Raw genomic sequence first — 24,573 nt, forward strand, 5'->3', positions numbered from 1 at the left:
CGTGATCACCATCCGCTACCGGTGGCTGGCCGTGATTGCCCTTGCCGCCGGGATTGTGGGCTGGGCCGTGAACACCTTCCTCGCGGACAACGGTTACCCCTCGCCCGTCCTCAACCCGGTGGCGCTGGTGGCCATGATCCTGGTGACGGCTGCCACGCTTGTCCTGGGACTGCGGGTGCGGCGGTGGCGCAACGGCCGGCGGGACCGTGAACTGGACCCGCTGGCCGCTGCCCGGACAGTGGTCCTGGCGCAGGCCGTGGCCTACGCCGGTGCCCTGCTGCTGGGTTGGCACGCGGGCGTTTTCCTGGACCTGCTGCCGCTGTGGCAGCTGCGGCCGGGCCATGCCGCCACCTTGGCTTCCCTGGCCGTCACCGCGGGCGGGATCCTGATGGTGGCGACCGGGCTGACCGTGGAGCGGTTCTGCAAATTGCCGCCCGATGACCGGAACGGCACCGGACCTGCGTCCGGGAGCGGCACCGGGGAAGACGGCGGCTCAGAAGGCGGAGGACAACTTGCCTAGCGAAGCCATTGACCCGCCGGCACTTCAATGGCAGCGGGTCTCGCCCCGGTACCTGCGGCTGCGGCTGCTGGGCTGGGGCCTGGAAACCGTCATCACCCTCTTGGTGACCGGCGTGCCGCTGGTGCTGTTGCTGACCGGGATCTGGCCTGGATACCCTACCTGGCTGGCCTGGGCCCTGCCGGTCTTTTTCGCCGTGACCCTGCTGTGGCGCGGACTGCTGCTGCCGCGCCAGGTCCGGGCCATCGGCTATGCCGAACGCAACGAGGACCTGCTGCTGCGCCGCGGCATCTTTTTCCAGCGCACCCTGGTGGTCCCGTACGGCCGCATGCAGTACGTGGATGTGGCGGTGGGTCCGCTGGAGCGGGCGTTCGGCCTGTGTACCCTCAAACTGCACACCGCCTCACCGGGCACCAACGCCTCCATCGCCGGACTGCCCGCCGCCGAGGGCGCCCGCCTGCGTGAGCACCTGTCCGCGCGCGGCGAAGCGCAGCTGGCCGGACTGTGACCGAGGGAGAAGCAGCTCCCGTCCCGGACGGGCCGCCGGACGCCCCTGAACCGGCGGGTACCGCCGCGGAACCGGCCTGGAACCGGGTGCATCCGGTATCCCCGCTGGTCCACGGCTGGATAGCACTGGCTGCCGTGGCCTACTTCGTGGGCCGCGACCAGGCCGAAGGCTGGTTCTCGGGCGGCGGCATGCGGCTCCCGCATGGCGAAGCACTGTTCTGGACCCTGCTGATCCTGGGCGCGGTGCTGGTCCTGATTGCCGGCGCTTTTTTCCTGTCCTGGTGGTTCACGCGCTACCAGCTCGCTTCCGAACACATCCGGGTACATTCGGGCGTGCTTTTCCGCCAGCAGCGCCAGGCCCGGCTGGACCGCGTCCAGGCCATAGACATTGTCCAGCCGCTGTTGGCGCGCATCTTCGGCCTGGCCGAACTGCGTTTCGAGGTGGCCGACGCCGGCGAATCCGCAGTGCGCCTGGCTTACCTCCGGCTTCCGGATGCGCAGGCACTGCGGGAACGGATCCTCCGGGGGGCGTCCGGCGCCGGTGAAGATCCGGAGGAGGCCGCCGCCGGCGGCAGTGCGTCCACAGTGCCCGGTGAGCAGGAGGTGCTGTCCCTTTCCGCCGGGCGGGTCATCGGCTCGGCCGTGCTCTCCAGCACCACGGTGCTGCTGCTGCTGGCCGTGGCTGCCGTGGTTATCCTGACCAAAGTCACCGGCGAGCTCGGCTCAGTGGCCGCGATGGTCCCGATCATCTTCGGTTTTGGCAGTGCCTACTGGGGCATGTTCAGTTCTTCCTTCAACTTCCGGGCCTCCGTGTCCCGTGACGGGATCCGGATCCGCTCGGGCCTGCTGGACACGCGGGCCCAAACGGTTCCCCCGGGCCGCATCCAGGCTGTGGCCGTGCGGCAGTCACCGCTGTGGCGGCTCGCCGGCTGGTACTCGGTGTCAGTGAACGTGGCCGGTTACGGTGCAGGTTCCTCCACCGGGGACAGCGCCGCCCGTACCCGGCTCCTGCCGGTGGGCACAGCCGAGGAGGTGTTCCGCATGCTTGCCCTGGTGCTTCCCGATCCCGGGACCAAGGACCCCGTGGAAGTTTTCACGGCCGGAATGAACGGCAGCGGGGAACGTGCCGGATATACCGTCTCTCCGCGGCGGGCACGCTGGCTGTCCCCTTTGTCCCGCCGCCGGAACGGTTTCCTGGTGACCGGTTCCGCGCTGCTGGCGCGCCGCGGCTATTTCTGGCGCTCCCTGGACGTGGTTCCGCACAGCCGCACCCAGTCCCTGGCGCTGGAACAGGGTCCGGTGCAGCGCCGGCTGCGGCTGGCCAGCCTGGTGCTGCATTCCACGCCCGGCCCGGTGTCCCCCAAAGTGGTGGAGCTCGACGCCGGCACCGCCCTGGCGCTGCTGGACGAACAGGCGGCCCGGGCCCGTGCGGCCCGGCACCGCGACCTGCCCGAACAGTGGCTGCGGCACAACCCCAACTACCCGCTATCCCTCTCCAAGGAGGAGCATGAACACCCCTGAGTCCCACAGCGCAGAAGAACGACGGCGCCGCGGCCGGCTGGGTATCGGGGTGATCGGCGCGGGCCGCGTCGGTGCCGTGCTCGGTGCCGCCCTGCGAGCTGCCGAACACGCCGTCGTCGGCGTCTCCGCCGTGTCCGAAGCCAGCCGGGAGCGGGCCGAGAACCTGCTGCCCGGGGTGCCGATCCTGGACATTCCCGACATTGTGGAACGGTCCGAGCTCGTGCTCCTGGCCGTCCCGGACGACGCCCTGGGCCCGCTTGTTTCCGGGCTGGCCAAAACCGGTGCATGGCAGCCCGGCCAGCTGGTGGCCCACACGTCCGGCCGGTTCGGCACCGAGATCCTGGCGCCTGCCCGGGCGGCCGGGGCCATCCCGCTGGCCCTGCACCCCGCCATGACCTTCACCGGCATGAGCCTGGACCTGACCCGGCTGGCGGACTGCTCCTTCGGCATCAGCGCCCCGGCGGCCGTCCTGCCCATTGCCCAGGCGCTGGTGGTGGAAATGGGCGCCGAGCCGGTGGTCATCGACGACGAAGACCGGGTGCTCTACCACGCGGCCCTGGCCCATGCTTCAAACCACCTGGTCACGCTCGCCGCCCAGTCCACCCAGCTGCTGGCGTCCCTCGGCGTCGAACACCCGGACCGCCTGCTGGGACCGCTGATGCGCGCGTCGCTGGAAAATGCCCTCGCCTCCGGTGAAGGTGCACTGACCGGGCCGGTGGCCCGCGGCGATGTCGGCACCGTTGAGGCGCACACCCGTGCCCTTGCCGATGCCGGCACCGAAGACTTCCGCGCCGCATACGGCGCGCTTTCAGCGGCCACCGCCTCCCGGGCTGCGGACCGAGGCCTGCTCAGTACCGAACAGCGTGATGCGATCCTCAAGGCATTGCAGCCGGAACTGCCGGGCCCGGAAGAATAAGTCCGGAAGAATAAGTTCCAGAAGCCCAAACCCACAAGAACCAAACCCAGAAGGACAGCGTTGAACACCCCCCGCCTCGTCACCACTGCTGCAGAACTGCGCTCCGCCACTGCGGAGCTGCTCACCCGGGCGGCGGCCGCGAATCCCGCCCGTCTGCCCAGCCTCGCCCTGGTGCCCACCATGGGTGCCCTGCACGAAGGCCACGCCTCCCTGATGTCCGCCGCCCGGGCGGACAACGACGTCGTCACCGCCTCGGTCTTCGTCAACCCGCTCCAGTTCGACGACCCCGCCGACCTTGAGCGCTACCCCCGCACCCTCGACGCGGACCTGGAACTGCTGGGCCGGGCCGGGGTGGACCTGGTGTTCGCCCCTTCCGTGGAGGAGGTGTATCCCGACGGGGTGCCGCAGGTGCGGCTCAGCGCCGGCACCATGGGCACCCGCTGGGAGGGAGCATCCCGGCCCGGACACTTCGACGGAGTGCTCACCGTGGTGGCCAAGCTCTTCCACTACGCCGCCCCGCCGGTGCCCGCCCGCTTCCGGGCCTACTTTGGGCAGAAGGACGCCCAGCAGGTTGCCCTGATCCGCCGGATGGTCGCCGACCTGGACTTCCCGGTCGAAATCACCGCGGTGCCCATTGTCCGGGCCGCGGACGGCCTGGCCGAGTCCAGCCGCAACCGGTTCCTGGACGCCGGCCAGCGGCAGGCAGCACTGGTGCTGTCCAAGGCCCTGACCATGTTGAAGGACCGGGCTGCCGCCGGCGAAGCGTTGGACCTGGCAGCCGCCGTCGACCTGGTCCGCTCCCAGCCCGGCGTGGACCTGGACTATTTCGAAGTAGTGGATCCGCGCACGCTGGAACCGCTCGCCGCGGACGAACCCCTGGCTGGGCCGGCCCTGGCCCTGCTGGCCGCACGGGTGGGCCCGGTCCGGCTGATCGACAATGCCGTCCTGGCCTGAGCAGGGCCCGCGGGCCGTGGTCCTGGAGGAATACCCGGGCATTTCTCCCGTGCTCCGCACGCATCCCGACGGGGTGCCCGGAGTGCGGGAGAGGCAGCGGCGCTTTGCTCTGTAAACTTAATAACCGTGACCACATCTAACTCCGTTCCCGAAGCCGCTGATACCTCCGAGCAGATGCGCATCCGCGCCGAAAAGCGTTCGCGGCTCATTGACCGCGGAGACCAGGCATACCCGGTAGGGGTGGAACGCACGTCCTCACTCAAAGAGGTCCGGGAAAAGTTCGGACACCTGCAGGCTGATGAAGCCAGCGGGGAGACGGTGGGAGTCACCGGCCGCGTTGTGTTTATCCGCAACACCGGCAAGCTCTGCTTTGCAACGCTCCAGGAGGGCAACGGCACCCGGCTGCAGGCCATGCTCAGCCTCTCGGTGGTGGGCGAGGAGTCCCTGGCGGACTGGAAGTCCCTGGTGGATCTGGGCGACATTGTTTTCATCCGCGGCGAAGTTATTTCCTCCCGCCGAGGTGAACTCTCCGTGATGGCCCAGTCCTGGTCCATGGCCTCCAAGGCCTTGCGGCCGCTGCCCGTGCTGCATGCCGGATTGAATGAGGAAACCCGCGTCCGGCAGCGCTACGTGGACCTGATGGTCCGCGATGAGGCGCGGGACATGGTCTACAACCGCGCCGCCATCATCCGCGGGGTCCGCGACACCCTGCACGGCCACGGCTACGTGGAAGTGGAAACCCCCATGCTGCAGCTGGTGCACGGCGGTGCCGCTGCCAGGCCGTTCGAGACGCACCTGAATGCCTTTGACCAGAAAATGACCCTGCGCATCGCCACCGAGCTGTACCTCAAGCGTGCCGTGGTGGGCGGTATCGAGCGCGTCTTCGAAATCGGGCGCATATTCCGCAACGAGGGCGTGGACTCCACCCATTCCCCGGAATTCACAACGCTTGAATGCTACGAGGCCTATGCCGACCAGTACGTGATGGCCGACCGGATGAAGGAAATCATCCTGCACTGCGCCGACCTGATGGGCAGCAGGCAGATCGAGACCGCTGCGGGAACCATCGACCTCGACGGCGAATGGCGCTGGCTGAGCGTCTACCCCGGCCTGTCCGAAGCCGTAGGCACCGAAATCACCCCTGACACCGACGCTGCGCAGCTGCGGGAGATTGCCGATAAGCACGGCGTGAAGGTGGATCCCAAGTGGGATGCGGAAAAGCTTGTCATTGAGCTGTTCGGCGAAATTGTTGAACCGACGCTGCTCCAGCCCACCTTCGTTTATGACTACCCGCCCTCAGCCCAGCCGCTGGCCCGTCCCAACCGGGACGATCCCCGGCTGATTGAAGCTTGGGACCTGATCATCGGGGGCATGGAACGGGGTACGGCGTTCTCGGAGCTGATTGACCCGGTAATCCAGCGGGAGCGCCTCACCGAGCAGTCACGTCTTGCCGCCAACGGCGATGACGAGGCCATGGCATTGGACGAGGACTTCCTGCGGGCACTGGAATACGGCGCTCCTCCCATGGGTGGCATTGGCCTGGGAATTGACCGCCTTGTGATGCTTTTCACGAATACCGGAATCAGGGAAACAATTCTGTTTCCCCTCCTTAAGCCGGAAATGGGTTAGACATGGAATATGTAGAAGTACTCTTGCCGTCAGTTTGTGTTGCAGCTCTCTTTTATTTCGTGATGAAGGCTCTCCTGAACTCGGACCGCGCCGAACGGAAGGCGCTGGCCGAGGCGGAACGTGAAGTTGACCAGAGTGTAGACCAGCAACCTTTGAAGAAAACAGGTGAAGAAGAGAATTAATACCCGAGTGCTTTGACGGGGCTTTGCTAATTGCGCCATACTCTAAGTGGTCTCATATTAAGTCTTCCCGTTTTTAGCTGCTTAGGAGCCTGTCATGGCACAAAAGGTAAAAATCATTCTCGTGGACGACCTCGACGGTGGAAGTGCGGATGAGACCGTTCGGTTCGCCCTCGACGGGTCACAGTACGAGATTGATCTGTCGAAGGACAATGCGAAAAGTCTCCGCGATGCGCTGAAGACCTATGTAGATGCAGGCCGCAAGGTGGGTGGCCGCACCGGCCGTCCGCGCAGCGCCGGCTCCGCCCGCAGCAACGAAGCGGCGCAGATCCGCGAATGGGCCCGCAAGAACGGATACAACGTTTCCGAGCGCGGCCGCGTCAACAGCGAGATCATCGACGCCTACCGCGCCGCCCAGGGCTAGGCCTGCACAGGCGGGTTTCCGCGCAGGTCTCACGCCGACGGCGAACAAGCCCCTATTGCACCCCTCAGGCACGTAGCATCGAATTACGCGTTAGCTAGGAGTGTGCCTCATGTTTGAAAGATTTACCGACCGTGCCCGTCGCGTTGTCGTGCTTGCCCAAGAAGAGGCCCGCATGCTCAACCACAACTACATCGGCACCGAGCATATTTTGCTTGGCCTCATTCATGAGGGCGAAGGTGTTGCAGCTAAGGCCCTTGAATCCCTGGGCATCTCGCTTGGTGCTGTCCGTGAGCAGGTGCAGGAGATCATCGGTCAGGGCCAGCAGGCCCCGACCGGCCACATCCCCTTCACCCCGCGGGCCAAGAAGGTGCTGGAGCTCTCGCTCCGTGAAGCCCTGCAGCTCGGCCACAACTACATCGGTACCGAACACATCCTGCTCGGCCTGATCCGCGAAGGTGAAGGTGTTGCCGCGCAGGTCCTGGTCAAGCTCGGTGCCGACCTGAACCGTGTGCGCCAGCAGGTCATCCAGCTGCTGTCCGGCTACCAGGGCAAGGAGCCCGTCTCCACCGGCGGCCAGCAGCAGGAAGGCCAGCCCGCCGGATCCGTGGTGCTGGACCAGTTCGGCCGCAACCTCACCCAGGCGGCGCGCGAAGCCAAGCTCGACCCGGTTATCGGGCGCGAGCATGAAATGGAACGCGTGATGCAGGTGCTCTCGCGCCGGACCAAGAACAACCCGGTCCTGATCGGTGAGCCCGGCGTCGGCAAGACCGCCGTCGTTGAAGGGCTCGCCCAGGCGATCGTGCGCGGCGACGTGCCCGAGACCCTGAAGGACAAGCAGCTTTACACCCTGGACCTGGGTTCCCTCGTTGCCGGCTCGCGTTACCGCGGCGACTTCGAGGAACGCCTGAAGAAGGTCCTCAAGGAAATCCGCACCCGCGGCGACATCATCCTGTTCATCGACGAAATCCACACCCTTGTAGGTGCCGGTGCCGCCGAGGGCGCAATCGATGCCGCTTCCATCCTGAAGCCAATGCTGGCCCGCGGCGAGCTGCAGACCATCGGTGCGACCACGCTGGACGAATACCGCAAGCACATCGAAAAGGATGCAGCCCTCGAGCGCCGCTTCCAGCCGATCCAGGTTGCCGAGCCCTCGGTGGCACACGCCATCGAGATCCTCAAGGGCCTGCGTGACCGCTACGAAGCGCACCACCGGGTATCCATCACCGACGCTGCGCTGGCCTCGGCCGCAACCCTGGCGGAACGGTACATCAGTGACCGCTTCCTCCCGGACAAGGCGATCGACCTGATCGATGAAGCCGGTGCCCGCCTGCGCATCCGCCGGATGACTGCGCCGCCGGAGCTGAAGGAAATCGATGAGCGGATCTCCGCCCTGAAGATGGAGAAGGAGTCGGCAATCGACTCCCAGGACTTCGAAGGTGCCGCCTCGCTGCGCGACAAGGAGCAGAAGCTCCAGGACCAGCGCGCCGAGAAGGAACGCCAGTGGAAGTCCGGCGGCCTGGATGACATTGCCGAGGTGGATGAAGAACTCATTGCCGAGGTGCTTGCCAACTCCACCGGCATCCCCGTCGTCAAGCTGAACGAGGAAGAGTCCACCCGACTGCTGCGGATGGAAGACGAACTGCACAAGCGCGTCATCGGCCAGGACCAGGCCATCAAGTCCATCTCGCAGGCCATGCGCCGCACGCGGGCCGGGCTGAAGGACCCCAAGCGTCCGGGCGGCTCGTTCATCTTCGCCGGCCCCACCGGCGTCGGCAAGACCGAGCTGGCCAAGGCACTCGCGGAGTTCCTGTTCGGAGACGAAGACGCCCTGATCACCCTGGATATGTCCGAGTACGCGGAGAAGCACACTGTGTCCCGCCTGTTCGGTGCCCCTCCGGGATATGTGGGCTACGAAGAGGGTGGCCAGCTGACCGAAAAGGTCCGCCGCAAGCCCTTCTCCGTGGTGCTGTTCGACGAAGTTGAAAAGGCCCACTCGGACCTGTTCAACTCGCTGCTGCAGATCCTCGAAGACGGCCGCCTGACGGATGCACAGGGCCGGATGGTGGACTTCAAGAACACCATCATCATCATGACGACCAACCTTGGCACCAAGGACATTTCCAAGGGCGTCATGACCGGCTTCCAGTCCGGCACGGACACCAAGACCGGTTACGACCGGATGCGGGCCCGGGTCACGGAAGAGCTGCGCCAGCACTTCCGCCCCGAGTTCCTCAACCGTGTGGATGACACCGTGGTGTTCCCGCAGCTGACCCAGGACGAGATTGTCCAGATTGTGGACCTCTTCCTGGACCGCCTGGGCAAGCGCCTGGCCGAGAAGGGCATGAGCATCGAGCTCACCCCGGCGGCCAAGGTGCTGTTGGCCACCCGCGGCTACGATCCCGCCATGGGTGCCCGTCCGTTGCGCCGGACCATCCAGCGCGAAATCGAGGACCAGCTGTCCGAGAAGATCCTCTTCGGGGAGATCAAGCCCGGCGAGCTGATTTCGGTGGACGTCGAGGGTGAAGGTGACGAAGCACAGTTCACCTTTGTTGGCCACGGCGTGCCGAAGGCCATCGAGGAAGCTAATCCTGCCATCGAGGCCGGCGTCGGGGAGTAACCCCTAAGCCCGCCCTGCAGGCGCAAGGTTCCACCAAAGGGAGCCCCGGAGCAATCCGGGGCTCCCTTTGTGTTCCCGGCAGGCTCCCGACCCGGAACCCGGTCCACCGCCGCGAGTCCGCCTGTTACGGCCGCGCGGCGGCAGGCTCGGTTGGAAGTCCTAGACTGGTCCGATGATGTCCGCTTCGCAAATCACCGTCCGCCGTGCCCGAACCGCAGATGTCCATGACATCCGACGGCTCGTGGCGCCGCTGGCCCGCGAGCGGGTCCTGATTGCGAAGGAAGCGGTTGCCTACTACGAAGGGCTGCAGGAATTCCGGATCGCGGAGGACGGCGACGGCAACGTCATCGGCTGCGGAGCGTTGCACGTGATGTGGGAAGACCTTGCCGAGGTGCGCACACTGGCGACCGATCCCGCGGCCCGCGGACAAGGGGTGGGGCATGCCCTGCTGGAGACCTTGCTGGGGGATGCCCTGGATATTGGAGTGGCGCGCGTCTTCTGCCTGACCTTCGAGGTGGAGTTCTTCGAGCGGCACGGTTTCAAGGTCATGGAGAACCAGAATGCGGTGGATCCAGTGGTGTACTCCGAGCTGCTGCGCTCCCATGACGAGGGTGTTGCGGAGTTCCTGGATTTGGCCCGGGTGAAGCCCAACACCCTTGGAAATACGCGGATGATCCGCTGGCTCTAGTGTCCGCTGCCGTAAGTCCCGGCCGGCCTCCGGTGGCGATTGGGCGGCTTACGCGATAGTGTAAGGGTACTTAGCATCATCCGATGCCGACGGAAAGCCAGCCGCACTATGGACCTTCGCGGCAGGTAATTCCGGAAGCCGATCAGAAAGCGAGTTCAGTAATGGGCGCAGATGACAAGATGCAGAATAAGGCTGAGAACCTTGGCGGCAAGGTGAAGGAAGGCGTTGGCAAGGCCACCGGCAACGAGCGCATGGAGGCCGAGGGCCACGGCGACCAGGCCAAGTCCAAGCTCAAGGATGCCGGCGAAAACGTGAAGGACGCCTTCAAGGGCAAGTAGCGTAGCCGGCCCGCTGAAGCGGGCGCCAAGGCATGGAAAGCGGGAGGGGTAACCCCTCCCGCTTTTTGTTGTCCGGATGTTTTTGTTGTCCGGACGCCCGGGCGGGCTGTCCGCGCTGACCCTGTTGCACCGCGCCCGGCGCGGGTAGGGTCGAGACCGGACGTGGGGGTCGTTCTGTGCCGGAGGAAGTTCTACGAAGGAGTTCCAGCGCCATGAAGAAACTGATCAACAACCCCCGATCCGTGGTTGCGGAATCGCTGGAGGGGTTCGGGCAGGCCCACCGGGACCTGGTGGAAGTCCACCTGGATCCCGACTATGTGGTGCGGCGGGACGCGCCGGTGCAGGGCAAGGTGGCCCTGGTCTCGGGCGGCGGCAGCGGCCACGAACCGCTGCACAGCGGATACGTTGGGGCGGGCATGCTCACAGCGGCGGTTCCCGGCGCTGTGTTTACCTCACCCACACCGGACCAGATCCTTCCCGCCATCGTGAAGAGTGACTCGGGTTCGGGTGTGCTGCTCGTGGTCAAGAATTACACCGGGGACATCCTGAACTTCGAAACCGCCGCCGAACTGGCCGGCGTGGAAGGCATCGACGTCCGTACCGTGGTGGTGAACGACGACGTCGCAGTGGAGGACTCCACCTACACCGCCGGACGGCGCGGGGTGGCCGGCACCGTGCTGCTGGAGCGGATAGCCGGCGGGTCGGCGGACCGCGGGGATGATTTGGCGAAGGTGGCGGAGGTTGCCGAACGGGTCAACGCGAATGTCCGGTCCATGGGTGTGGCCCTTGCCCCGTGCACGGTGCCCCATGCCGGTGAGCCGAGTTTCACCCTCGCCGAGGACGAGATCGAGATGGGGGTGGGCATTCACGGGGAACCGGGCCGGCACCGGGTGCCCATGACCAATGCGGATTCGATAACCGACCAGCTGATGGAACCCGTGCTGAGCGACCTGGGCATCACCGGTTCGGACAAGGTGCTGCTCTTTGTGAACGGGATGGGCGGAACACCCCTGAGCGAGCTCTACATCGTGTACCGCCGCGCCGCCCAGATCCTGGCAGAACGCGGGGTGGACATTCAACGGTCCCTGGTGGGCAACTACATCACCGCCCTGGAAATGGAGGGGGCCTCAGTCACTGTCCTGCGTTTGGATGATGAGCTGACGGAGCTGTGGGACTCGCCGGTCAACACGCCGGCCATGCGGTGGGGAGTGTAGGGGATGGAACTGGACGCAGCATGGGCAGACCGCTGGATGCGTTTGAGCGCGCAGGCCATGACCGAAAACCGTCAGCGCCTGACCACCCTGGACCGGGAAATCGGAGACGCGGACCACGGGGAGAACATGGAACGCGGCTTCACCGCCATTGTGGAGAAGATGGATACCGACGGCACGCCGGACACTCCGGGGGAGGTGTTCAAGACCGCTGCCATGACGCTGATGTCGAAGGTGGGCGGGGCGGCGGGGCCGCTGTACGGAACTGCCTTCCTGCGAGCCTCCACGGCCGCGGGAAGCTCTGCCGCCCTGGGGCCGCAGGAGCTGGTGGCCGTCCTGACTGCCGCCCGCGATGGCATTGTGGCACGCGGGAAGGCGGAAACCGGCGATAAAACGATGATCGATGCCTGGACGCCCGCGGTGGATGCCGCGGCCACGGCGCAAGCGGCCGATGCCACGCCCGTTGGGATCCTGATTGCCGCCGCCAATGCCGCGGAGGCCGGCCTGGCCGGAACCGAGCCGCTGGTTGCCCGCAAGGGTAGGGCCAGCTATCTGGGTGAGCGGAGCGCCGGGCACCTGGATCCGGGGGCGGCATCCACGGCCCTGATCCTGCAGGCGGCCGTGCAAGCGGCGGAGGCCGCGGCATGAGCGTGGGGCTGGTGGTTGTTTCGCACAGCCGGAAATTGGCCGAAGGAGTGTGCGAATTGGCAGCGCAAATGGCGGCGGACGTGCATCTTGCGGCCGCCGGCGGTACCGACGACGACGGCATCGGCACCAGCCTGGAGAAAATCCAGGCCGGCATCGCCTCGGCCGACACCGGTGACGGGGTGCTCCTGCTCACGGACCTGGGTTCGGCAGTGATGACTGCGGAGATGGCGTTGGAGTTCCTCGACCCGGATCAGCAGAAGCGGGTGCGGATGGCCGACGCCGCGTTGGTGGAAGGTACCGTGGCCGCCGCCGTCGCCGCGCAGACCGGAAAGCCATTGCCCGAGGTGCTGGCTGCCGCCGAAGCAGCTGTGCAGCCTGCGGCGCCCGGCACTGACGCCGGGCAGGCAGCCGGGACTGACTCCGGGACCGAGGCGGCCGGGACTGACGCCGGAACCGCTGCGGCGGATGAAGCCAGCGGTTCGTGGACGCTGGTGAACCCGATGGGCCTGCATGCGCGCCCGGCCGCTGCGGTGGCGCAGCTGCTGGCGGATCTCGATGCGGAAATTACCATCAACGGCGTGGACGGAAAATCCGTCATGATGCTGATGACCCTCGGGCTGAAACCGGGTGAAACGCTCAGTGCCACCGCAACGGGACCGGACGCTGACCGGGCCATTGAGCTGCTCGGTGCAGAGGTCCGCAACGGTTTCGGAGAAATGTAGCGCGGGGCCGGCCGCCGCAGCCGGCATCACAGCGGAAGCGACACTCCGTGGTGATCTTCGGCGGCGAGCCGGTCCTTGATCAACCCGGCCAAGGCACGTTCCAGCTGCTCCTGGGGCGCCTGCAGCCGGTGCAGGGCCTGCAGCGGAGACAGTTCCGCTGCCGCCCGCGGCTCCGTTGCCAGGTCAACGGGAGCGTGCAGCAGCAGTTCCCGGCGTACCGGTTCCGTCGCGTGCCGCAGCACGGCCATCATGGCGCCGCGTACCTGCCGGTCCGTTCCCGCCCAGGCCTGGCCTTTGGCCGTAAAGTGCGGTTCGGGACGGCCGGCGGCCACCCATGCGCAGCGGTCCAGGACCGGACATTCGGCGCACTGCGGGCTGCGGGCGGTGCAGATCAGCGCGCCCAGTTCCATCACCGCCGCGTTCCAGGCTACTGATTCGACGCGGTCGGCGGGCAGGAGGGAACGGGCCAGCCGCATTTCCGCAGCAGTGAGGGAAGGCGAGGGCAGGGCGTCGCCGGTCACGGCGCGGGCATGCACCCGTCGGATATTGGTGTCCACCACGCACTCGCGCCTGCCGAAGGCGAAAGCCGCCACCGCCGCCGCGGTGTAGTCCCCGACGCCGGGGAGGGCCAGCAGTGCGGCGTGCGTGGAGGGAACCTCGCCGGCGGAATCCGCGGTAATGGCGGTGGCCGCGGCATGCAGGCGCAGCGCGCGGCGCGGATAACCGAGCCGGCCCCAGGCCCGCACGGCCTCACCGCTGGGCTCGGCGGCCAGAGCTGCGGGGGTGGGCCAGCGCCGCATCCATTCCTCCCAGACGGGCAGGACACGGACCACAGGTGTCTGCTGGAGCATGATTTCGCTGACCAATACGCCCCAAGGGCTGCATTCGGGATCCCGCCACGGCAGCGTGCGGGCATTGGCCGCGAACCACTCAGTAATACTGCGGCGCAGCGTTTCTGCCTGCGGATCCATCCGGCGCTCCCTTGTTATGACCAGCAATACTCTACTGATCGGCGTGGTGTGCCCAGTAATCGCACCCCTAATACCTAGCCTTGAAGCATGGACGGGAAAGGAACTGAGCAGCTGCAGCGCCCGGGTGCGCCCAGGCGGCCAAGCCCGGCGGTCTACCGCCGGCGCAGGCTGGTGGCCGGCGTTCTTGCCGTGCTGGTCCTGGTCGGGCTGATCCTCGCCGTGACCTCGGTGGTCAGGGCCCTGTCCCCGGATGAACAGTCCGTCCCTGCAACCGTTCCCGGACCAACCCAGAGTCCGGCAGGCAGCGTACCCGCCGGAACACCCGTTGCCGCGGCGCCCGCCCCGGCAACGCCCTCTGCCACCCCGACGGCCGCGAAGCCGGCGGGGTCCGCCTGCCCGGCCGACAAGGTGAAGGTGAGCGCCTCCACCGACGCGGTGGTCTATCCGGCCGGCTCCAGCCCATTGCTGACCATGACCGTGACCAACACCAGTGACACGGCGTGCGAGATCAACGTCGGCACCACGCAGATGGAGTTCATCGTTGCCAGCGGATCCGACCGGATCTTCTCGTCAATGGACTGCCAGGACGGGGCCCAGGACTACGTCAAGAAGGTGGAGCCGGGCGCTTCGGAGACGGCCAACTTCCCGTGGGAGCGCAACCGGTCCGCACCGGGCTGTGCCGCCGTGGCCTCCAACCCCAACCCGGGGTACTACATCTTCACCGCCCGGCTGGGGCAGACCAGCAGCGAAAACGCCGTTTTCCAGCTGGAGTAGCCCGGCGGCCGGCTACATGAACCGGTCCAGCAGGCTGGTCTCGGCGATCCGGGACAGTCCCTCGCGTACGGTGCGCGCCCGCTGCTCACCGATGCCGTCGACGGTCATCAGGTCATCAATGTTGGCGGCCATCAGGTTCTGGAGACCGCCGAAGTGGTCCACAAGGCGGTTGGACACTGCCGGCGGCACGGATTTGATGTTGCTCAGCAGGCGGTAACCGCGCGGCTGAACCACTGCTTCCAGGGAGTCCTGGCCGGGATGGAAACCAACTACCGAGGCGATCCTGCCCAGATCAACCATTTCCGAGGAACTCATGTTCTGCAGAGTGGCAATCTGCTCCTCGATGTTCCGCTGGCCGTTGTTGAGGTCGGCATAGTCCCGCAGGATCATTTCGCTGCCGGGGCCGAGCCCGGTGGTCAGTTCCTCGAGCTGGAGGGAGAGCAACCGGCCATCCAGGCCGAGTTCCAGGACGTACTGGGAAATTTCCTCGGAGATCCGGCGGACCATTTCCTGGCGCTGGAGCGTAACCGCGACGTCGCGGACGGTGACCATGGCTTCGATTTCCAGTGCGGAGAGGGAATTGGTGACCTGGTCCAGCCGTGCCCGGTAGCGTTCCAGGGTGGCCAGCGCCTGGTTGGCACGAGCCAGGACCGGTTCCGAACCCTCCAGGACGTGCCGGAGCCCGCCCACGTATAGCTGGATGATCTGCATTGACTGGCTGACCGAAATCACGGGGAATCCGGTCTGGATGGCCACCCGTTCGGCGGTCCGGTGCCTGGTGCCGGACTCATGCGTTTCGATGGTGTGGTCCGGGACCAGCTGCACTGCCGCCCGGAGGATGTTCTTGGCATCGCGGTCGCATACAATCGCGCCGTCCATCTTGGCGAGCTCACGAAGCCGGGTGGGGGAGAAGTCAATGCCGATGTCGAAACCGCCGGAGCAGATGGAATCCACGGTCCGGTCAAAGCCGAGCACAATCAGGGCGCCGGTGCGTCCGCGCAGGATGCGTTCCAGCCCGTCGCGCAGTTCGGTTCCGGGTGCAACCCGCGCCAGTGTTGCTTTCAGCGCGTCTTCCGGGCTGCGGGCCATGGTCACTTCCTTCCGGCCCGGGGGCCCTGGACGATCCTGGGCAAGGCTTGCCCGTCCCTATACTAGTGCGAGTTGGCAAGGGTCAGCCGCACCGGCACCGCCACCGGCAGGTCCGGTCACGTCCGGTCGCTTCAGTCAGGTCCGGCCAGGGGCTAGAACAGCAACTCCAGTGCCTCGGCCAGGGTGGAGACCTCGCGGACCTTGAACCCGGCGGGCACGTTTCCCGGTCCGTTGGGGGAAGCGGGAACCACGGCGTGCGTAAAACCAAGGCGCTCAGCCTCGTTGATGCGGCGTCCGATGCCCGGGACGGGGCGGACCTCGCCGGCCAGGCCGACCTCGCCGAAGGCTATGAGCTGCGCCGGCAGCGGTTTGTTCATTTTTGCCGAGGCAACGGCCAGGGCCACTGCGAGGTCCGTGGCGGGCTCGCCCAGTTTCACGCCGCCCACGGTGGACACGTAACTGTCATCCTTGGCCAGGCTCATGGAAGCCCGCTGCTGCAGGACGGCCAGGAGCATGGCCACCCGGGAGGCGTCCACGCCGCTGGTGGCACGCCGGGCCTGGGCGTTCCCGGTTTCAGCCACGAGGGACTGCACCTCGGCGACCAGAGGCCGCTTGCCCTCGAGGGTAACGGTGATGCAGGTGCCGGACACGGGGTCCTTGGTGCGCGATACGAACAGGCCGCTGGGATCGGCCAGCCCCTCGATGCCGTCTTCGGTCAGGTCGAAGCAGCCGACCTCGTCGGTGGGTCCGTACCGGTTCTTGACCGCCCGCAGCAGGCGGAGCCGGGAGTGCCGGTCACCGTCGAACTGGCATACAACGTCCACGAGGTGTTCCAGCAGCCGCGGGCCGGCAATGGAACCATCCTTGGTGACGTGCCCAACCAGCAGGGTTGTCATGTTGCGGGTCTTGGCGGCATTGATAAGTGACGCGGCAACTTCACGGACCTGGCTGACGCCGCCTGCGCTGCCGTCCACCGCGGTGCTGCTCAGGGTCTGGACCGAGTCCACGATCAGCAGCCCCGGAGCCACCTGCTCCACCTGCCCCAGCGCCTGGCCCAGGTCTGTTTCGGCACTGAGGTAGAGGTTGTCCGATACCGCACCGATGCGCTCGGCGCGCAGCTTCACCTGCGCCGTGGATTCCTCGCCCGTCACGTACAGGACGTCGCGGCCGGCGCCTGCCACGCGCGAGGCCACATCCAGGAGCAGTGTGGACTTGCCCACCCCCGGCTCGCCGGCCAGGAGGATGACGGCGCCGGGCACCAAGCCGCCGCCCAGCACCCGGTCCAGTTCGCCCACACCGGTGGCCTGGTAGGCAGCGGTGGTGGCATCCACCTCGCCGATCCGCTGCGCCGGACGGGCCACCACGGTGGCGGCTGTGGTGCGGGCCAGGACCTCGCCGGATTCCTCCACCGTTCCCCACGCCTGGCACTCGCCGCAGCGTCCCACCCATTTGGCCGTGGTCCAGCCGCATTCCGAGCAGCGGAAATTGGCGGTCTTCGGCCGTGCAGTCTTTGTTGCCATGACCTCAGGCTATCCCGGGGCACTGACAGTCCTGCCTGCGGGCAGAAGCGGGCATGGCCGGCCACCAGCGCGGGTCAGACCTCGGAAAGGTAGCCGACCGCTTCTTCGTGGGTGAGGCCGGTGGACTCGAGCAGGTCCACCACCAACGGCCGGAACAGCATGATCAGCGCATCGCCCTGCAGGTCAGTAATACCCAGGGCCGCGGGATGCAGCCGCGATCCGACGACGGCCAGTTCGTTGCGTGCCTGCCGCAGGTGCCGCAGCCGTGCGTCTCCGCTTTCCCCGCCGCCCAGTGCCCGGGCAAGGATGTCGACGGCGTCGGCCGTGTCGGTCAGGATCTCCGCCACGTTCTCGATCGCGTCGTCGTTGAGCGAGGCATGGTTGATGGCCGACGTCGTGCGGCGGGCGAAGACCCGGCTGTTGCGGACCGCCAGGTCCAGGTAACCGATGGATCCGCGCAGATCTCCCAGTTCCGCCAAGTACCGCCGGTAAGCCGGCGAAATCCGTGCCACTTCGCGGGCGTCCCGGACGCTGCGGGCCAAGGTGTCCAGCTGCGGCTGGGTGTTGCGGGCCCGGACCAGCGCATGCCAGGCAATGGTGGAATCGCTCTTGGCGATCGCTTCGGAACACTGGCGCAGCACGGCGGAGAGCTCGTTCAGCAGTTCGCGGATATTGGATTTGGGTTCGCGGCGCGGATCCCGCGGCGCCAGCATGGTTACCAGCAGGGCAAACACCCCGCCCACAATGGCATCAACACTGCGGGTGAAAACGCCGCCGTCCGGTGGAGGCAGCAGAACCACCAGCAGGGACTGCAGGCCAAGCTGCGTGGTGAAGATGACGCCCCGGTCCAGGAAACGCGCCAGCATCACGGATACAAACAGGACCACTGCGGCCTGAATCAGCCCGTTGCCCAGCAGCGTCAGCAGGATTTCCCCCACCGTGATGCCCAAGGTGCAGCCCACCCCGACTTCCAGGACGCGGCGGGTGCGCGGTTCCCGGGAAAAGCCGAGCGAGATCAGGGCGGCTGTGGCCGCGAAGAGCGGGCCCTGGTGGCCCAGGACGTATTCCGCGAAGGCATACGCACCCACGGCGCAGACCGTCATCTGCAGGGCCGGAACCACGGAGTTTCGGCTGCGCTGCAGACCTACCCGGGCCCGGTTCCGCAGGAAACCCCGGCTTTTGGCGAAGGAGCTGCGTTGGGGCATGGATCCAGTCTAGGGGGAGGGACAGGCAAGCTGTATCCGGCGTCACCTCCGACAGGCAATGGGATGTTCCCCGGATGCCCTGACGGCGTTAACTTTCCGTTCACCTTGCTTCGCCACGCTGGGACAGGAACGTGTTCGTGGTTCCAGCAAGTCCATGCGAACAGCTTCCGGCACATCGGTGCCGGACAACCCCTTGAAAGGGACACGATGGTGAAGGTTTCACATCCACGCCGCTATGCCTCCGTACTGAGTATTTCCCTTGCGGCCGTGCTGGGCCTGGCCGCCTGCGGCACGGATACCGCGGCGCCGGCCGCCACACCCTCCGGTGGCACCGAAAGCACCGTTGCCGGCACGCTCTCGGGTGCCGGCGCCACCTCCCAGGATTCAGCCATGCAGGCATGGATTGCCGGTTTCAGTGCCGCCAACCCGCAGGCATCCGTGCAGTACTCCCCGGACGGCTCCGGTGCCGGCCGGGAAGCGCTGCTGGCCGGCGGTGTGCAGTTCGCCGGCACCGACGCGTATCTCGACGATGACGAAGCCGCCGCCGCTGCAGAGGTCTGCGGCCCGGAGGGCGCCATCCACGTGCCCGTCTACATTTCTCCCATCGCGGTGGCCTTCCGGCTGGACGGCGTCAAGGAGTTGAACCTGGACGCGGCCACCATCGCGAAAATCTTCCGCGGCGAAATCACGGTTTGGAACGATCCGGCCATCACGGCCCAGAACCCGGGCGTCGACCTGCCTGCCACCCCCATCACGGCCGTGCACCGGGGCGATGAATCCGGCACCACCAAGAACTTCACCGACTACCTGGCCAAGGCGGCACCGGATGCCTGGCCGGACAAGGCCTCGGGCGAATGGCCCGCAGAGGTGCCGGCAGGTGAAAATGCGTCGGGGACCGGCGGCGTCATTTCCACCGTCACCGCAACCGAAGGCGCCGTGACCTACGCCGATGCCTCCGCCGTCGGGGACCTGGGACTGGTGCACGTCCAAGTGGGCGGGGACTACGTTCCCGTCAGCGCCGAGGCGGCTGCGCTCGCCGTCGAATCCTCCACCGACGTCACCGGGCCGGGGCGGCCGGAAGCGGACATGGCCATGGACCTGGAGCGGGACACCGCGCAGTCCGGTGCCTACCCGGTGGTGCTGGTGAGCTACCACGTCTTCTGCACGGCCTACCCGGACCAGGGCACGGTGGACCTGGTGAAGGCCTTCGGAAACTATGTCATCAGTACCGAAGGCCAGGACGCGGCGGCTGACGCTGCCGGCAGCGCACCCCTGTCCGAGGACCTGCGCGGCCGGGCTCGAGCAGCGCTGGAGACCATCAAGGTCGGTCCCTAGCAACGCAGGCACGCCTGCCTTCCTCCTATGCGGGCGGGGAGGGCAGGCACCCTCCGCTTCCGCGGTGCAGTACTTAAACTGATAGAAGAAGCCCCGCCATCACGTCGAAGGGTTTGAGCAGTGTCGAGCAAGTCAATAACAGGTGAAAGCGGCACCGGCCGTGCAGGAGACAAGGTTTTCTCCGGCGTAACCGTTGCCGCCGGCTGCCTGATCCTTTTTGTGCTCTTCTGCGTGGCCGTGTTCCTGCTGTGGCAGGCCCTGCCGACTTTCGCCGCCGACCCCGCCGAGATCTCCGGCGGCGGGTTCGGCAAATACATCCTGCCGCTGGTCGTCGGAACAGTGATTGCCGCCGCCATCGCCCTGCTGATCGCCACCCCCGTGGGGATCGGCGTCGCCCTGTTCATCTCCCACTACGCTCCGCGCCGGCTCGCGCAGGGGCTTGGCTACCTGGTGGACCTGCTCGCCGCGATCCCGTCCGTGGTTTACGGTGCCTGGGGCATGACGGTGCTGGCCCCGGCGCTGGTAGGGCCGTACAACTGGCTGGCGGAGAACGCCGGCTGGATCCCGATATTTGCCGGGCCCGCCAGCCAGACGGGCAAGACCATGCTCACCGCCGGCATAGTGCTATCCGTGATGGTGCTGCCGATCATCACCTCGCTGACCCGCGAGATCTTCCTGCAGACCCCCAAGCTCCACGAAGAGGCAGCGCTGGCCATGGGCGCCACCCGCTGGGAAATGATCCGCATGGCGGTCTTCCCGTTCGCGCGTCCCGGCGTGATCAGTGCGGTGATGCTCGGCCTGGGGCGGGCGCTGGGCGAGACCATGGCAGTGGCCCTGGTGCTCTCCTCCGGCAGCCTGATCGCCAGCCTGATACGGCCCGGCAACCAGACCATCGCCGCCGAAATTGCCCTGAACTTCCCCGAAGCCTACGGGCTCCGGCTTTCGGAGCTGATTGCCGCAGGACTCGTGCTGTTCCTGATCACGCTGGCAGTGAATATGGTTGCCCGCTGGATCATCAGCCGCCACAAAGAATTTTCGGGAGCCAACTGATGATTGATACACCGCCCGTCCTCAACCGTCCCGGATCCATGCTGACCAAAAACCGGCTGCCCCGGTACACGCCCTGGCTGGTCCTCGCTGCGGCGCTGGTGCTGGGAGCGGCACTGTCGGCCCTGATTGGGTTCTCCGTTGCCTCCTTCGCGGTATTTTCCGCCGTGCTGTTTGCCCTGGGCGGCACCGCCGTCACGTGGCTGGTGGAGGGCCGCCGGCACGCCGTGGACAGGCTCGCGACGAACCTGGTCTGCGGCGCGTTCCTGCTGGCCCTGGTGCCGCTGGTCTCGGTGATCTTCACCGTCCTGGTCCGCGGACTGCCCGGCCTCAGCCCGGATTTCCTGCTGACCTCCATGGGCGGGATGACCGGCGCCGTGGACAATGCCTCGGCGGAGAACGGCACAGCGGTGCTCGGCGGCGTCTACCACGGCATTGTGGGCACCTTGCTGATCACTTTCTGGGCCACTGTGATCTCGGTGCCGGTAGGCCTGCTGGCCGCCGTTTACTTGGTGGAATACAGCCGCGGCGGCGCCCTTTCACGGGCCATCACCTTCTTTGTGGACGTGATGACGGGCATTCCCTCAATTGTGGCCGGCCTGTTTGCCGCGGCCTTCTTCGGCCTGGTGTTCGGGCCGGGTACCCGGACCGGCTTTGTAGCCGCCGTCGCCCTGTCCGTGCTGATGATCCCGGTGGTGGTGCGGTCCACCGAGGAAATGCTGAAGATTGTGCCCAATGAACTGCGGGAAGCCTCCTACGCCTTGGGAGTACGCAAGTGGCGGACCATCCTGAAGGTGGTTGTCCCCACCGCCATCTCCGGCATTGCCTCCGGCGTTACCCTGGCCATTGCCCGCGTCATCGGCGAAACAGCGCCGCTGCTGGTGACGGCAGGATTTGTGAACACGATCAACTTCAACGCGTTTGCGGGCTGGATGAGCACACTGCCCACCTACATCTACCGGCAGCTGATGAGCCCCACCTCGCCGACAAATACGGATCCCAGTACCCAGCGGGCCTGGGCGGCGGCCCTGATCCTGATCGTTATGGTCATGCTGCTGAACCTTGCTGCACGCCTTATCGCACGCATCTTCGCCCCCCGCACCTCCCGCTAGACGCGAAACAACCCTGAAGGAACCCATGTCCAAGCGCATCGACGTCAAAGACCTGAATGTCTATTACGGCAATTTCCTTGCCGTCCAGGACGTCAACATCAACATTGAACCCCGCTCGGTTACTGCCTTCATCGGCCCCTCAGGCTGCGGCAAGTCAACCTTCCTGCGCACCCTGAACCGGATGCACGAAGTCCTGCCCGGCGCCCGCGTGGAGGGCGAAGTGCTGCTGGACGGGGAGAACCTTTACGCCCCGGGCGTTGATCCGGTGACGGTGCGCAGCCATGTGGGCATGGTCTTCCAGCGGCCCAACCCGTTCCCCACCATGTCCATCCGGGACAACGTGCTGGCCGGCGTGAAGCTGAACAACAAACGGATTTCCAAGTCCGACGCCGATGACCTGGTGGAACGCTCCCTCACCGGAGCCAACCTGTGGAAGGAAGTACGGGACCGCTTGGACAAGCCCGGCTCCGGACTGTCCGGCGGCCAGCAGCAGCGCCTGTGTATTGCCCGGGCCATTGCCGTATCCCCGGAGGTGATCCTCATGGACGAGCCCTGCTCGGCCCTGGACCCCATCTCCACGCTGGCGATTGAGGACCTGATCGAGGAACTCAAGAGCGACTACACCGTGGTGATCGTGACCCACAACATGCAGCAGGCGGCACGGGTGTCGGATAAAACGGCTTTCTTCAACATTGCCGGCACCGGCCAGCCGGGACGGCTCATCGAGTATGCGGACACGCCCGTCATCTTCAGCAACCCGGCCGAGAAAGCCACGGAAGACTACGTCTCCGGGCGCTTCGGGTAAGCGGACGGGCCTAGAGAAGCGGGCCTAGAGAAGCGGGCCTAGAGAAGCGGGCCTAGAGCAGCGGGCTCAGTGCCAGCAGCAGGATGCCGCCCAGCAGTGCCGTCACCGGGGCGGTGGTCAGCCAGGTCACCAGGATTTCGCGCAGCGGAATGAACCGCACCGTGGAAAAACGCTGGTTGGCGCCGGCCCCGACGATGGCCGACGTCATGGTCTGCGTACTGGACAGCGGGATGTGCAGCCACAGTGCGCCGAGGAAGAGCATGGCCGAACTGACGGCCTGGGCGCTCATGCCCCGCAGCGGGTCCATCCGTACCAGCCGGTAGCCAAGCGTGTGGGTGATCCGCCAGCCGCCGAACAGGGTGCCGGCAGCCAGGGCCAGCGCCGCGAACAGCTGCACCCACAACGGTATGCCGGTGTCCGTGGTTTGGCCGGCAGCAAGCAGTGCCAGCACCAGCACGGCCATGGTCCGCTGCCCGTCCTGGATGCCGTGCCCCAAGGAGAAAGCGGACGTGAAGACCGATTGGGCAATCCGGTTTCCGGCGTCCCCGCGGCGCGGAGAGCTGTACCGCATCAGCCAGGTCGCCGGAAACACCAGCAGGTAGGCCAGCACAAAGGCGATGACGGGGGAGAGCAGCAGGGGCAGGGCAATCTGCTCCCAGATCAGGCGGTAGGACTCGGCAATGTTCTGCCCGCCCACCAGGGTTGAGGCGGCACCGGAACCCACCAGCCCGCCAACCAGGGCGTGGGTGGACGACGACGGCATCCGCCGCCACCAGGTCCAGACGCCCCACGCGCAGGCCGCTCCGAGGCTGGCAATCAGGATGCCCAGCCCCTCGGGGCCCGGCGGCAGGTCCACAAAGCGGACCGTCAGGGCTACGGCCAGTGCCGTGCTGACCAGTGCGCCGAGCATATTGAAGCCGGCAGCCAGCAAGACCGCCACGGTGGGAGTGAGCGCCCTGGTCCGGACCGACGTCGCCACGGAGTTGGAGGCGTCGTGGAAGCCGTTGAGGAAGGCGTAGGCGCCGGCCAGCAGGACAACGCCCGCCAGGAGGACGGCGGCCACCTAGGATTCCCGCACGAGGACGCCGCCCACAAATGTGGCGGCGCGCCGCAGCTGCGCCGTCGTGCCGGAAAGCTGGTCAGCCAGGTCCCGGTGCCTGGCATAGGCCATCGGCTTGTGCTCGCGCATCAGCTCCGCCACCCAGATCCGGCGGGTGCGCTCGGCACGCCGGGCCAGGCGGAGCATTTCGATCCAGTACTCCTCAAGATCGTCCAAGGATGCCAGCCGGCGCATGGCCGAGGCCGTCAGCTCAGCCTGCCGGCCGATGACTTCAAGTTGTTCGGATGCCCGGCGGGACACGCCCGCCAGCTTGTACAGTGAGATGGTTTCAGCGGAAGCATCCAGGCAGTCCATGGCGGACATCAGGATCAGGGACAGTTCGTACAGGTCCTCACGCGGGAGCGGATTGACGAAGCTGGTCCGCATCTGCGTCATCAAGGCGAAGTGCAGATCAGTGGTATCGGCATCGATCTGGTGCAGTTGTTCGGTGAGGCGGTCGAATTCCTCAGGGTCCGCGCCCAGGATTTCGGCCAGCACGCCGGTTCCGCGCAGCAACTGCGCGGCCATCCGGGCGAGCAGCTCAAGTCCGGCGTTTTCCTGCGGGAAGAGTCTAAGTTTCACGCCGGCTGCCGCACATTGGCGGGGGGCGGGACAGAAATTCTCACAGGCCCAAGAGTATCCGATTGGCCCGTGCGGGCTACGGAAGGCTGCGGGGGAAAAGTAACGGTGCCGGACCGGGAGCGCCTCTCGGCGGAAGGCCGCTCGAAGCGGCTCAGAGTTGAAG

General features: G+C 66.5%; 25 protein-coding genes. 19 read left to right on the forward strand and 6 right to left on the reverse strand.

All coding sequences use genetic code 11. The features are described from left to right. Nucleotide 1 precedes the first annotated feature (1 nt). From LOC57_RS05720 to dhaM, 14 genes are all read left to right on the forward strand, one after another. The gene (locus LOC57_RS05720) at nt 2-520 is read left to right on the forward strand and encodes a DUF3180 domain-containing protein (RefSeq protein WP_229958647.1); all 519 of its coding nucleotides are present in this window, start codon (nt 2-4) and stop codon (nt 518-520) included. Continuing rightward, entirely contained in the window at nt 513-1,025 is a 513-nt protein-coding gene (locus LOC57_RS05725) for a PH domain-containing protein (protein ID WP_229958649.1), read from the forward strand. The genes LOC57_RS05720 and LOC57_RS05725 overlap by 8 nt, the downstream gene beginning before the upstream one ends. Then, entirely contained in the window at nt 1,022-2,545 is a 1,524-nt protein-coding gene (locus LOC57_RS05730; protein WP_229958650.1) for a PH domain-containing protein, read from the forward strand. Before LOC57_RS05725 ends, LOC57_RS05730 begins: the two co-directional genes overlap by 4 nt. Then, the gene (locus LOC57_RS05735; protein ID WP_227912531.1) at nt 2,532-3,461 is read left to right on the forward strand and encodes a Rossmann-like and DUF2520 domain-containing protein; all 930 of its coding nucleotides are present in this window, start codon (nt 2,532-2,534) and stop codon (nt 3,459-3,461) included. The genes LOC57_RS05730 and LOC57_RS05735 overlap by 14 nt, the downstream gene beginning before the upstream one ends. Before the next feature lie 60 nt (nt 3,462-3,521). Further along, entirely contained in the window at nt 3,522-4,415 is an 894-nt protein-coding gene (panC, locus tag LOC57_RS05740) for a pantoate--beta-alanine ligase (protein WP_227912530.1), read from the forward strand. Between the two features lie 174 nt (nt 4,416-4,589). Beyond that, a complete protein-coding gene (gene lysS, locus LOC57_RS05745; RefSeq protein ID WP_229958756.1) occupies nt 4,590-6,044 on the forward strand; it encodes a lysine--tRNA ligase in 1,455 nt (484 codons plus the stop codon). A 2-nt stretch (nt 6,045-6,046) separates the two neighbouring features. After that, nucleotides 6,047-6,226: a hypothetical protein gene (locus LOC57_RS05750; protein ID WP_227912529.1), complete on the forward strand. Its 180-nt coding sequence runs from the start codon at nt 6,047-6,049 to the stop codon at nt 6,224-6,226. Nucleotides 6,227-6,320: 94 nt separating this feature from the next. Next, the gene (locus LOC57_RS05755) at nt 6,321-6,647 is read left to right on the forward strand and encodes a histone-like nucleoid-structuring protein Lsr2 (protein ID WP_227912528.1); all 327 of its coding nucleotides are present in this window, start codon (nt 6,321-6,323) and stop codon (nt 6,645-6,647) included. Between the two features lie 109 nt (nt 6,648-6,756). After that, a complete protein-coding gene (locus tag LOC57_RS05760; protein ID WP_227912527.1) occupies nt 6,757-9,264 on the forward strand; it encodes an ATP-dependent Clp protease ATP-binding subunit in 2,508 nt (835 codons plus the stop codon). A 172-nt stretch (nt 9,265-9,436) separates the two neighbouring features. Next, the gene (locus LOC57_RS05765; protein ID WP_227912526.1) at nt 9,437-9,952 is read left to right on the forward strand and encodes an amino-acid N-acetyltransferase; all 516 of its coding nucleotides are present in this window, start codon (nt 9,437-9,439) and stop codon (nt 9,950-9,952) included. Between the two features lie 161 nt (nt 9,953-10,113). Beyond that, entirely contained in the window at nt 10,114-10,290 is a 177-nt protein-coding gene (locus LOC57_RS05770; RefSeq protein ID WP_227912525.1) for a CsbD family protein, read from the forward strand. Nucleotides 10,291-10,502: 212 nt separating this feature from the next. Further along, nucleotides 10,503-11,504, forward strand: coding sequence for a dihydroxyacetone kinase subunit DhaK (gene dhaK, locus LOC57_RS05775; RefSeq protein ID WP_227925980.1), 1,002 nt, complete (start codon nt 10,503-10,505; stop codon nt 11,502-11,504). 3 nt (nt 11,505-11,507) lie between these two features. After that, complete coding sequence (dhaL, locus tag LOC57_RS05780; RefSeq protein WP_227912523.1) at nt 11,508-12,149, forward strand: dihydroxyacetone kinase subunit DhaL; 642 nt, start codon at nt 11,508-11,510, stop codon at nt 12,147-12,149. Continuing rightward, nucleotides 12,146-12,871, forward strand: a complete 726-nt coding sequence (gene dhaM, locus LOC57_RS05785) for a dihydroxyacetone kinase phosphoryl donor subunit DhaM (RefSeq protein ID WP_229958652.1) — start codon at nt 12,146-12,148, stop codon at nt 12,869-12,871. Before dhaL ends, dhaM begins: the two co-directional genes overlap by 4 nt. Before the next feature lie 26 nt (nt 12,872-12,897). On the opposite strand, the gene LOC57_RS05790 is transcribed toward dhaM, so the two are convergent. After that, the gene (locus tag LOC57_RS05790) at nt 12,898-13,842 is read right to left on the reverse strand and encodes an A/G-specific adenine glycosylase (protein ID WP_229958654.1); all 945 of its coding nucleotides are present in this window, start codon (nt 13,840-13,842) and stop codon (nt 12,898-12,900) included. Nucleotides 13,843-13,929: 87 nt separating this feature from the next. On the opposite strand from LOC57_RS05790, the gene LOC57_RS05795 reads away from it, so the two are divergent. After that, on the forward strand, nt 13,930-14,616 hold the full coding sequence (locus tag LOC57_RS05795) for a hypothetical protein (protein WP_227925983.1): 687 nt from the start codon (nt 13,930-13,932) through the stop codon (nt 14,614-14,616). A gap of 12 nt (nt 14,617-14,628) precedes the next feature. On the opposite strand, the gene disA is transcribed toward LOC57_RS05795, so the two are convergent. The 3 genes from disA to LOC57_RS05810 form a co-directional block, all read right to left on the reverse strand. Then, complete coding sequence (gene disA / locus LOC57_RS05800; protein WP_229958656.1) at nt 14,629-15,705, reverse strand: DNA integrity scanning diadenylate cyclase DisA; 1,077 nt, start codon at nt 15,703-15,705, stop codon at nt 14,629-14,631. Between the two features lie 152 nt (nt 15,706-15,857). Continuing rightward, entirely contained in the window at nt 15,858-17,225 is a 1,368-nt protein-coding gene (gene radA, locus LOC57_RS05805; protein WP_227912518.1) for a DNA repair protein RadA, read from the reverse strand. Between the two features lie 74 nt (nt 17,226-17,299). Next, nucleotides 17,300-18,430, reverse strand: a complete 1,131-nt coding sequence (locus LOC57_RS05810; protein ID WP_229958659.1) for an FUSC family protein — start codon at nt 18,428-18,430, stop codon at nt 17,300-17,302. A gap of 207 nt (nt 18,431-18,637) precedes the next feature. On the opposite strand from LOC57_RS05810, the gene pstS reads away from it, so the two are divergent. From pstS to pstB, 4 genes are all read left to right on the forward strand, one after another. Continuing rightward, nucleotides 18,638-19,765 (forward strand): phosphate ABC transporter substrate-binding protein PstS, encoded by a 1,128-nt coding sequence (gene pstS, locus LOC57_RS05815; RefSeq protein WP_442860707.1) that lies wholly within the window; start codon nt 18,638-18,640, stop codon nt 19,763-19,765. Between the two features lie 120 nt (nt 19,766-19,885). Beyond that, on the forward strand, nt 19,886-20,815 hold the full coding sequence (pstC, locus tag LOC57_RS05820; protein WP_229958663.1) for a phosphate ABC transporter permease subunit PstC: 930 nt from the start codon (nt 19,886-19,888) through the stop codon (nt 20,813-20,815). Beyond that, nucleotides 20,815-21,924: a phosphate ABC transporter permease PstA gene (gene pstA, locus LOC57_RS05825; RefSeq protein ID WP_227912514.1), complete on the forward strand. Its 1,110-nt coding sequence runs from the start codon at nt 20,815-20,817 to the stop codon at nt 21,922-21,924. Before pstC ends, pstA begins: the two co-directional genes overlap by 1 nt. Nucleotides 21,925-21,949: 25 nt before the next feature. Continuing rightward, a complete protein-coding gene (pstB, locus tag LOC57_RS05830) occupies nt 21,950-22,729 on the forward strand; it encodes a phosphate ABC transporter ATP-binding protein PstB (protein WP_227912513.1) in 780 nt (259 codons plus the stop codon). A 52-nt stretch (nt 22,730-22,781) separates the two neighbouring features. Here the strand turns inward: pstB and LOC57_RS05835 are convergent, their stop codons facing one another. Then, nucleotides 22,782-23,792 carry an inorganic phosphate transporter gene (locus LOC57_RS05835; protein WP_227912512.1) on the reverse strand — a complete coding sequence of 337 codons (1,011 nt, stop codon included), beginning with the start codon at nt 23,790-23,792 and terminating at the stop codon, nt 22,782-22,784. Next, entirely contained in the window at nt 23,793-24,410 is a 618-nt protein-coding gene (locus tag LOC57_RS05840) for a DUF47 domain-containing protein (protein WP_227912511.1), read from the reverse strand. Nucleotides 24,411-24,573: the final 163 nt, after the last annotated feature.

The organism is Arthrobacter sp. zg-Y750, from assembly GCF_020907365.1.
In the GTDB taxonomy this organism is placed as follows: Bacteria; Actinomycetota; Actinomycetes; order Actinomycetales; family Micrococcaceae; genus Arthrobacter_B.

What these genes read in the sequence shown, in the direction of transcription:
- LOC57_RS05735 (WP_227912531.1), top strand. Translation starts at nt 2,532, where the DNA reads ATGAACACCCCTGAGTCCCACAGCGCAGAAGAACGACGGCGCCGCGGC.
- lysS (WP_229958756.1), top strand. Translation starts at nt 4,590, where the DNA reads ATGCGCATCCGCGCCGAAAAGCGTTCGCGGCTCATTGACCGCGGAGAC.
- LOC57_RS05750 (WP_227912529.1), top strand. Translation starts at nt 6,047, where the DNA reads ATGGAATATGTAGAAGTACTCTTGCCGTCAGTTTGTGTTGCAGCTCTC.
- LOC57_RS05755 (WP_227912528.1), top strand. Translation starts at nt 6,321, where the DNA reads ATGGCACAAAAGGTAAAAATCATTCTCGTGGACGACCTCGACGGTGGA.
- LOC57_RS05760 (WP_227912527.1), top strand. Translation starts at nt 6,757, where the DNA reads ATGTTTGAAAGATTTACCGACCGTGCCCGTCGCGTTGTCGTGCTTGCC.
- LOC57_RS05765 (WP_227912526.1), top strand. Translation starts at nt 9,437, where the DNA reads ATGATGTCCGCTTCGCAAATCACCGTCCGCCGTGCCCGAACCGCAGAT.
- LOC57_RS05770 (WP_227912525.1), top strand. Translation starts at nt 10,114, where the DNA reads ATGGGCGCAGATGACAAGATGCAGAATAAGGCTGAGAACCTTGGCGGC.
- dhaK (WP_227925980.1), top strand. Translation starts at nt 10,503, where the DNA reads ATGAAGAAACTGATCAACAACCCCCGATCCGTGGTTGCGGAATCGCTG.
- dhaL (WP_227912523.1), top strand. Translation starts at nt 11,508, where the DNA reads ATGGAACTGGACGCAGCATGGGCAGACCGCTGGATGCGTTTGAGCGCG.
- dhaM (WP_229958652.1), top strand. Translation starts at nt 12,146, where the DNA reads ATGAGCGTGGGGCTGGTGGTTGTTTCGCACAGCCGGAAATTGGCCGAA.
- LOC57_RS05790 (WP_229958654.1), bottom strand. Translation starts at nt 13,842, where the DNA reads ATGGATCCGCAGGCAGAAACGCTGCGCCGCAGTATTACTGAGTGGTTC.
- LOC57_RS05795 (WP_227925983.1), top strand. Translation starts at nt 13,930, where the DNA reads ATGGACGGGAAAGGAACTGAGCAGCTGCAGCGCCCGGGTGCGCCCAGG.
- disA (WP_229958656.1), bottom strand. Translation starts at nt 15,705, where the DNA reads ATGGCCCGCAGCCCGGAAGACGCGCTGAAAGCAACACTGGCGCGGGTT.
- radA (WP_227912518.1), bottom strand. Translation starts at nt 17,225, where the DNA reads ATGGCAACAAAGACTGCACGGCCGAAGACCGCCAATTTCCGCTGCTCG.
- LOC57_RS05810 (WP_229958659.1), bottom strand. Translation starts at nt 18,430, where the DNA reads ATGCCCCAACGCAGCTCCTTCGCCAAAAGCCGGGGTTTCCTGCGGAAC.
- pstS (WP_442860707.1), top strand. Translation starts at nt 18,638, where the DNA reads ATGGTGAAGGTTTCACATCCACGCCGCTATGCCTCCGTACTGAGTATT.
- pstA (WP_227912514.1), top strand. Translation starts at nt 20,815, where the DNA reads ATGATTGATACACCGCCCGTCCTCAACCGTCCCGGATCCATGCTGACC.
- pstB (WP_227912513.1), top strand. Translation starts at nt 21,950, where the DNA reads ATGTCCAAGCGCATCGACGTCAAAGACCTGAATGTCTATTACGGCAAT.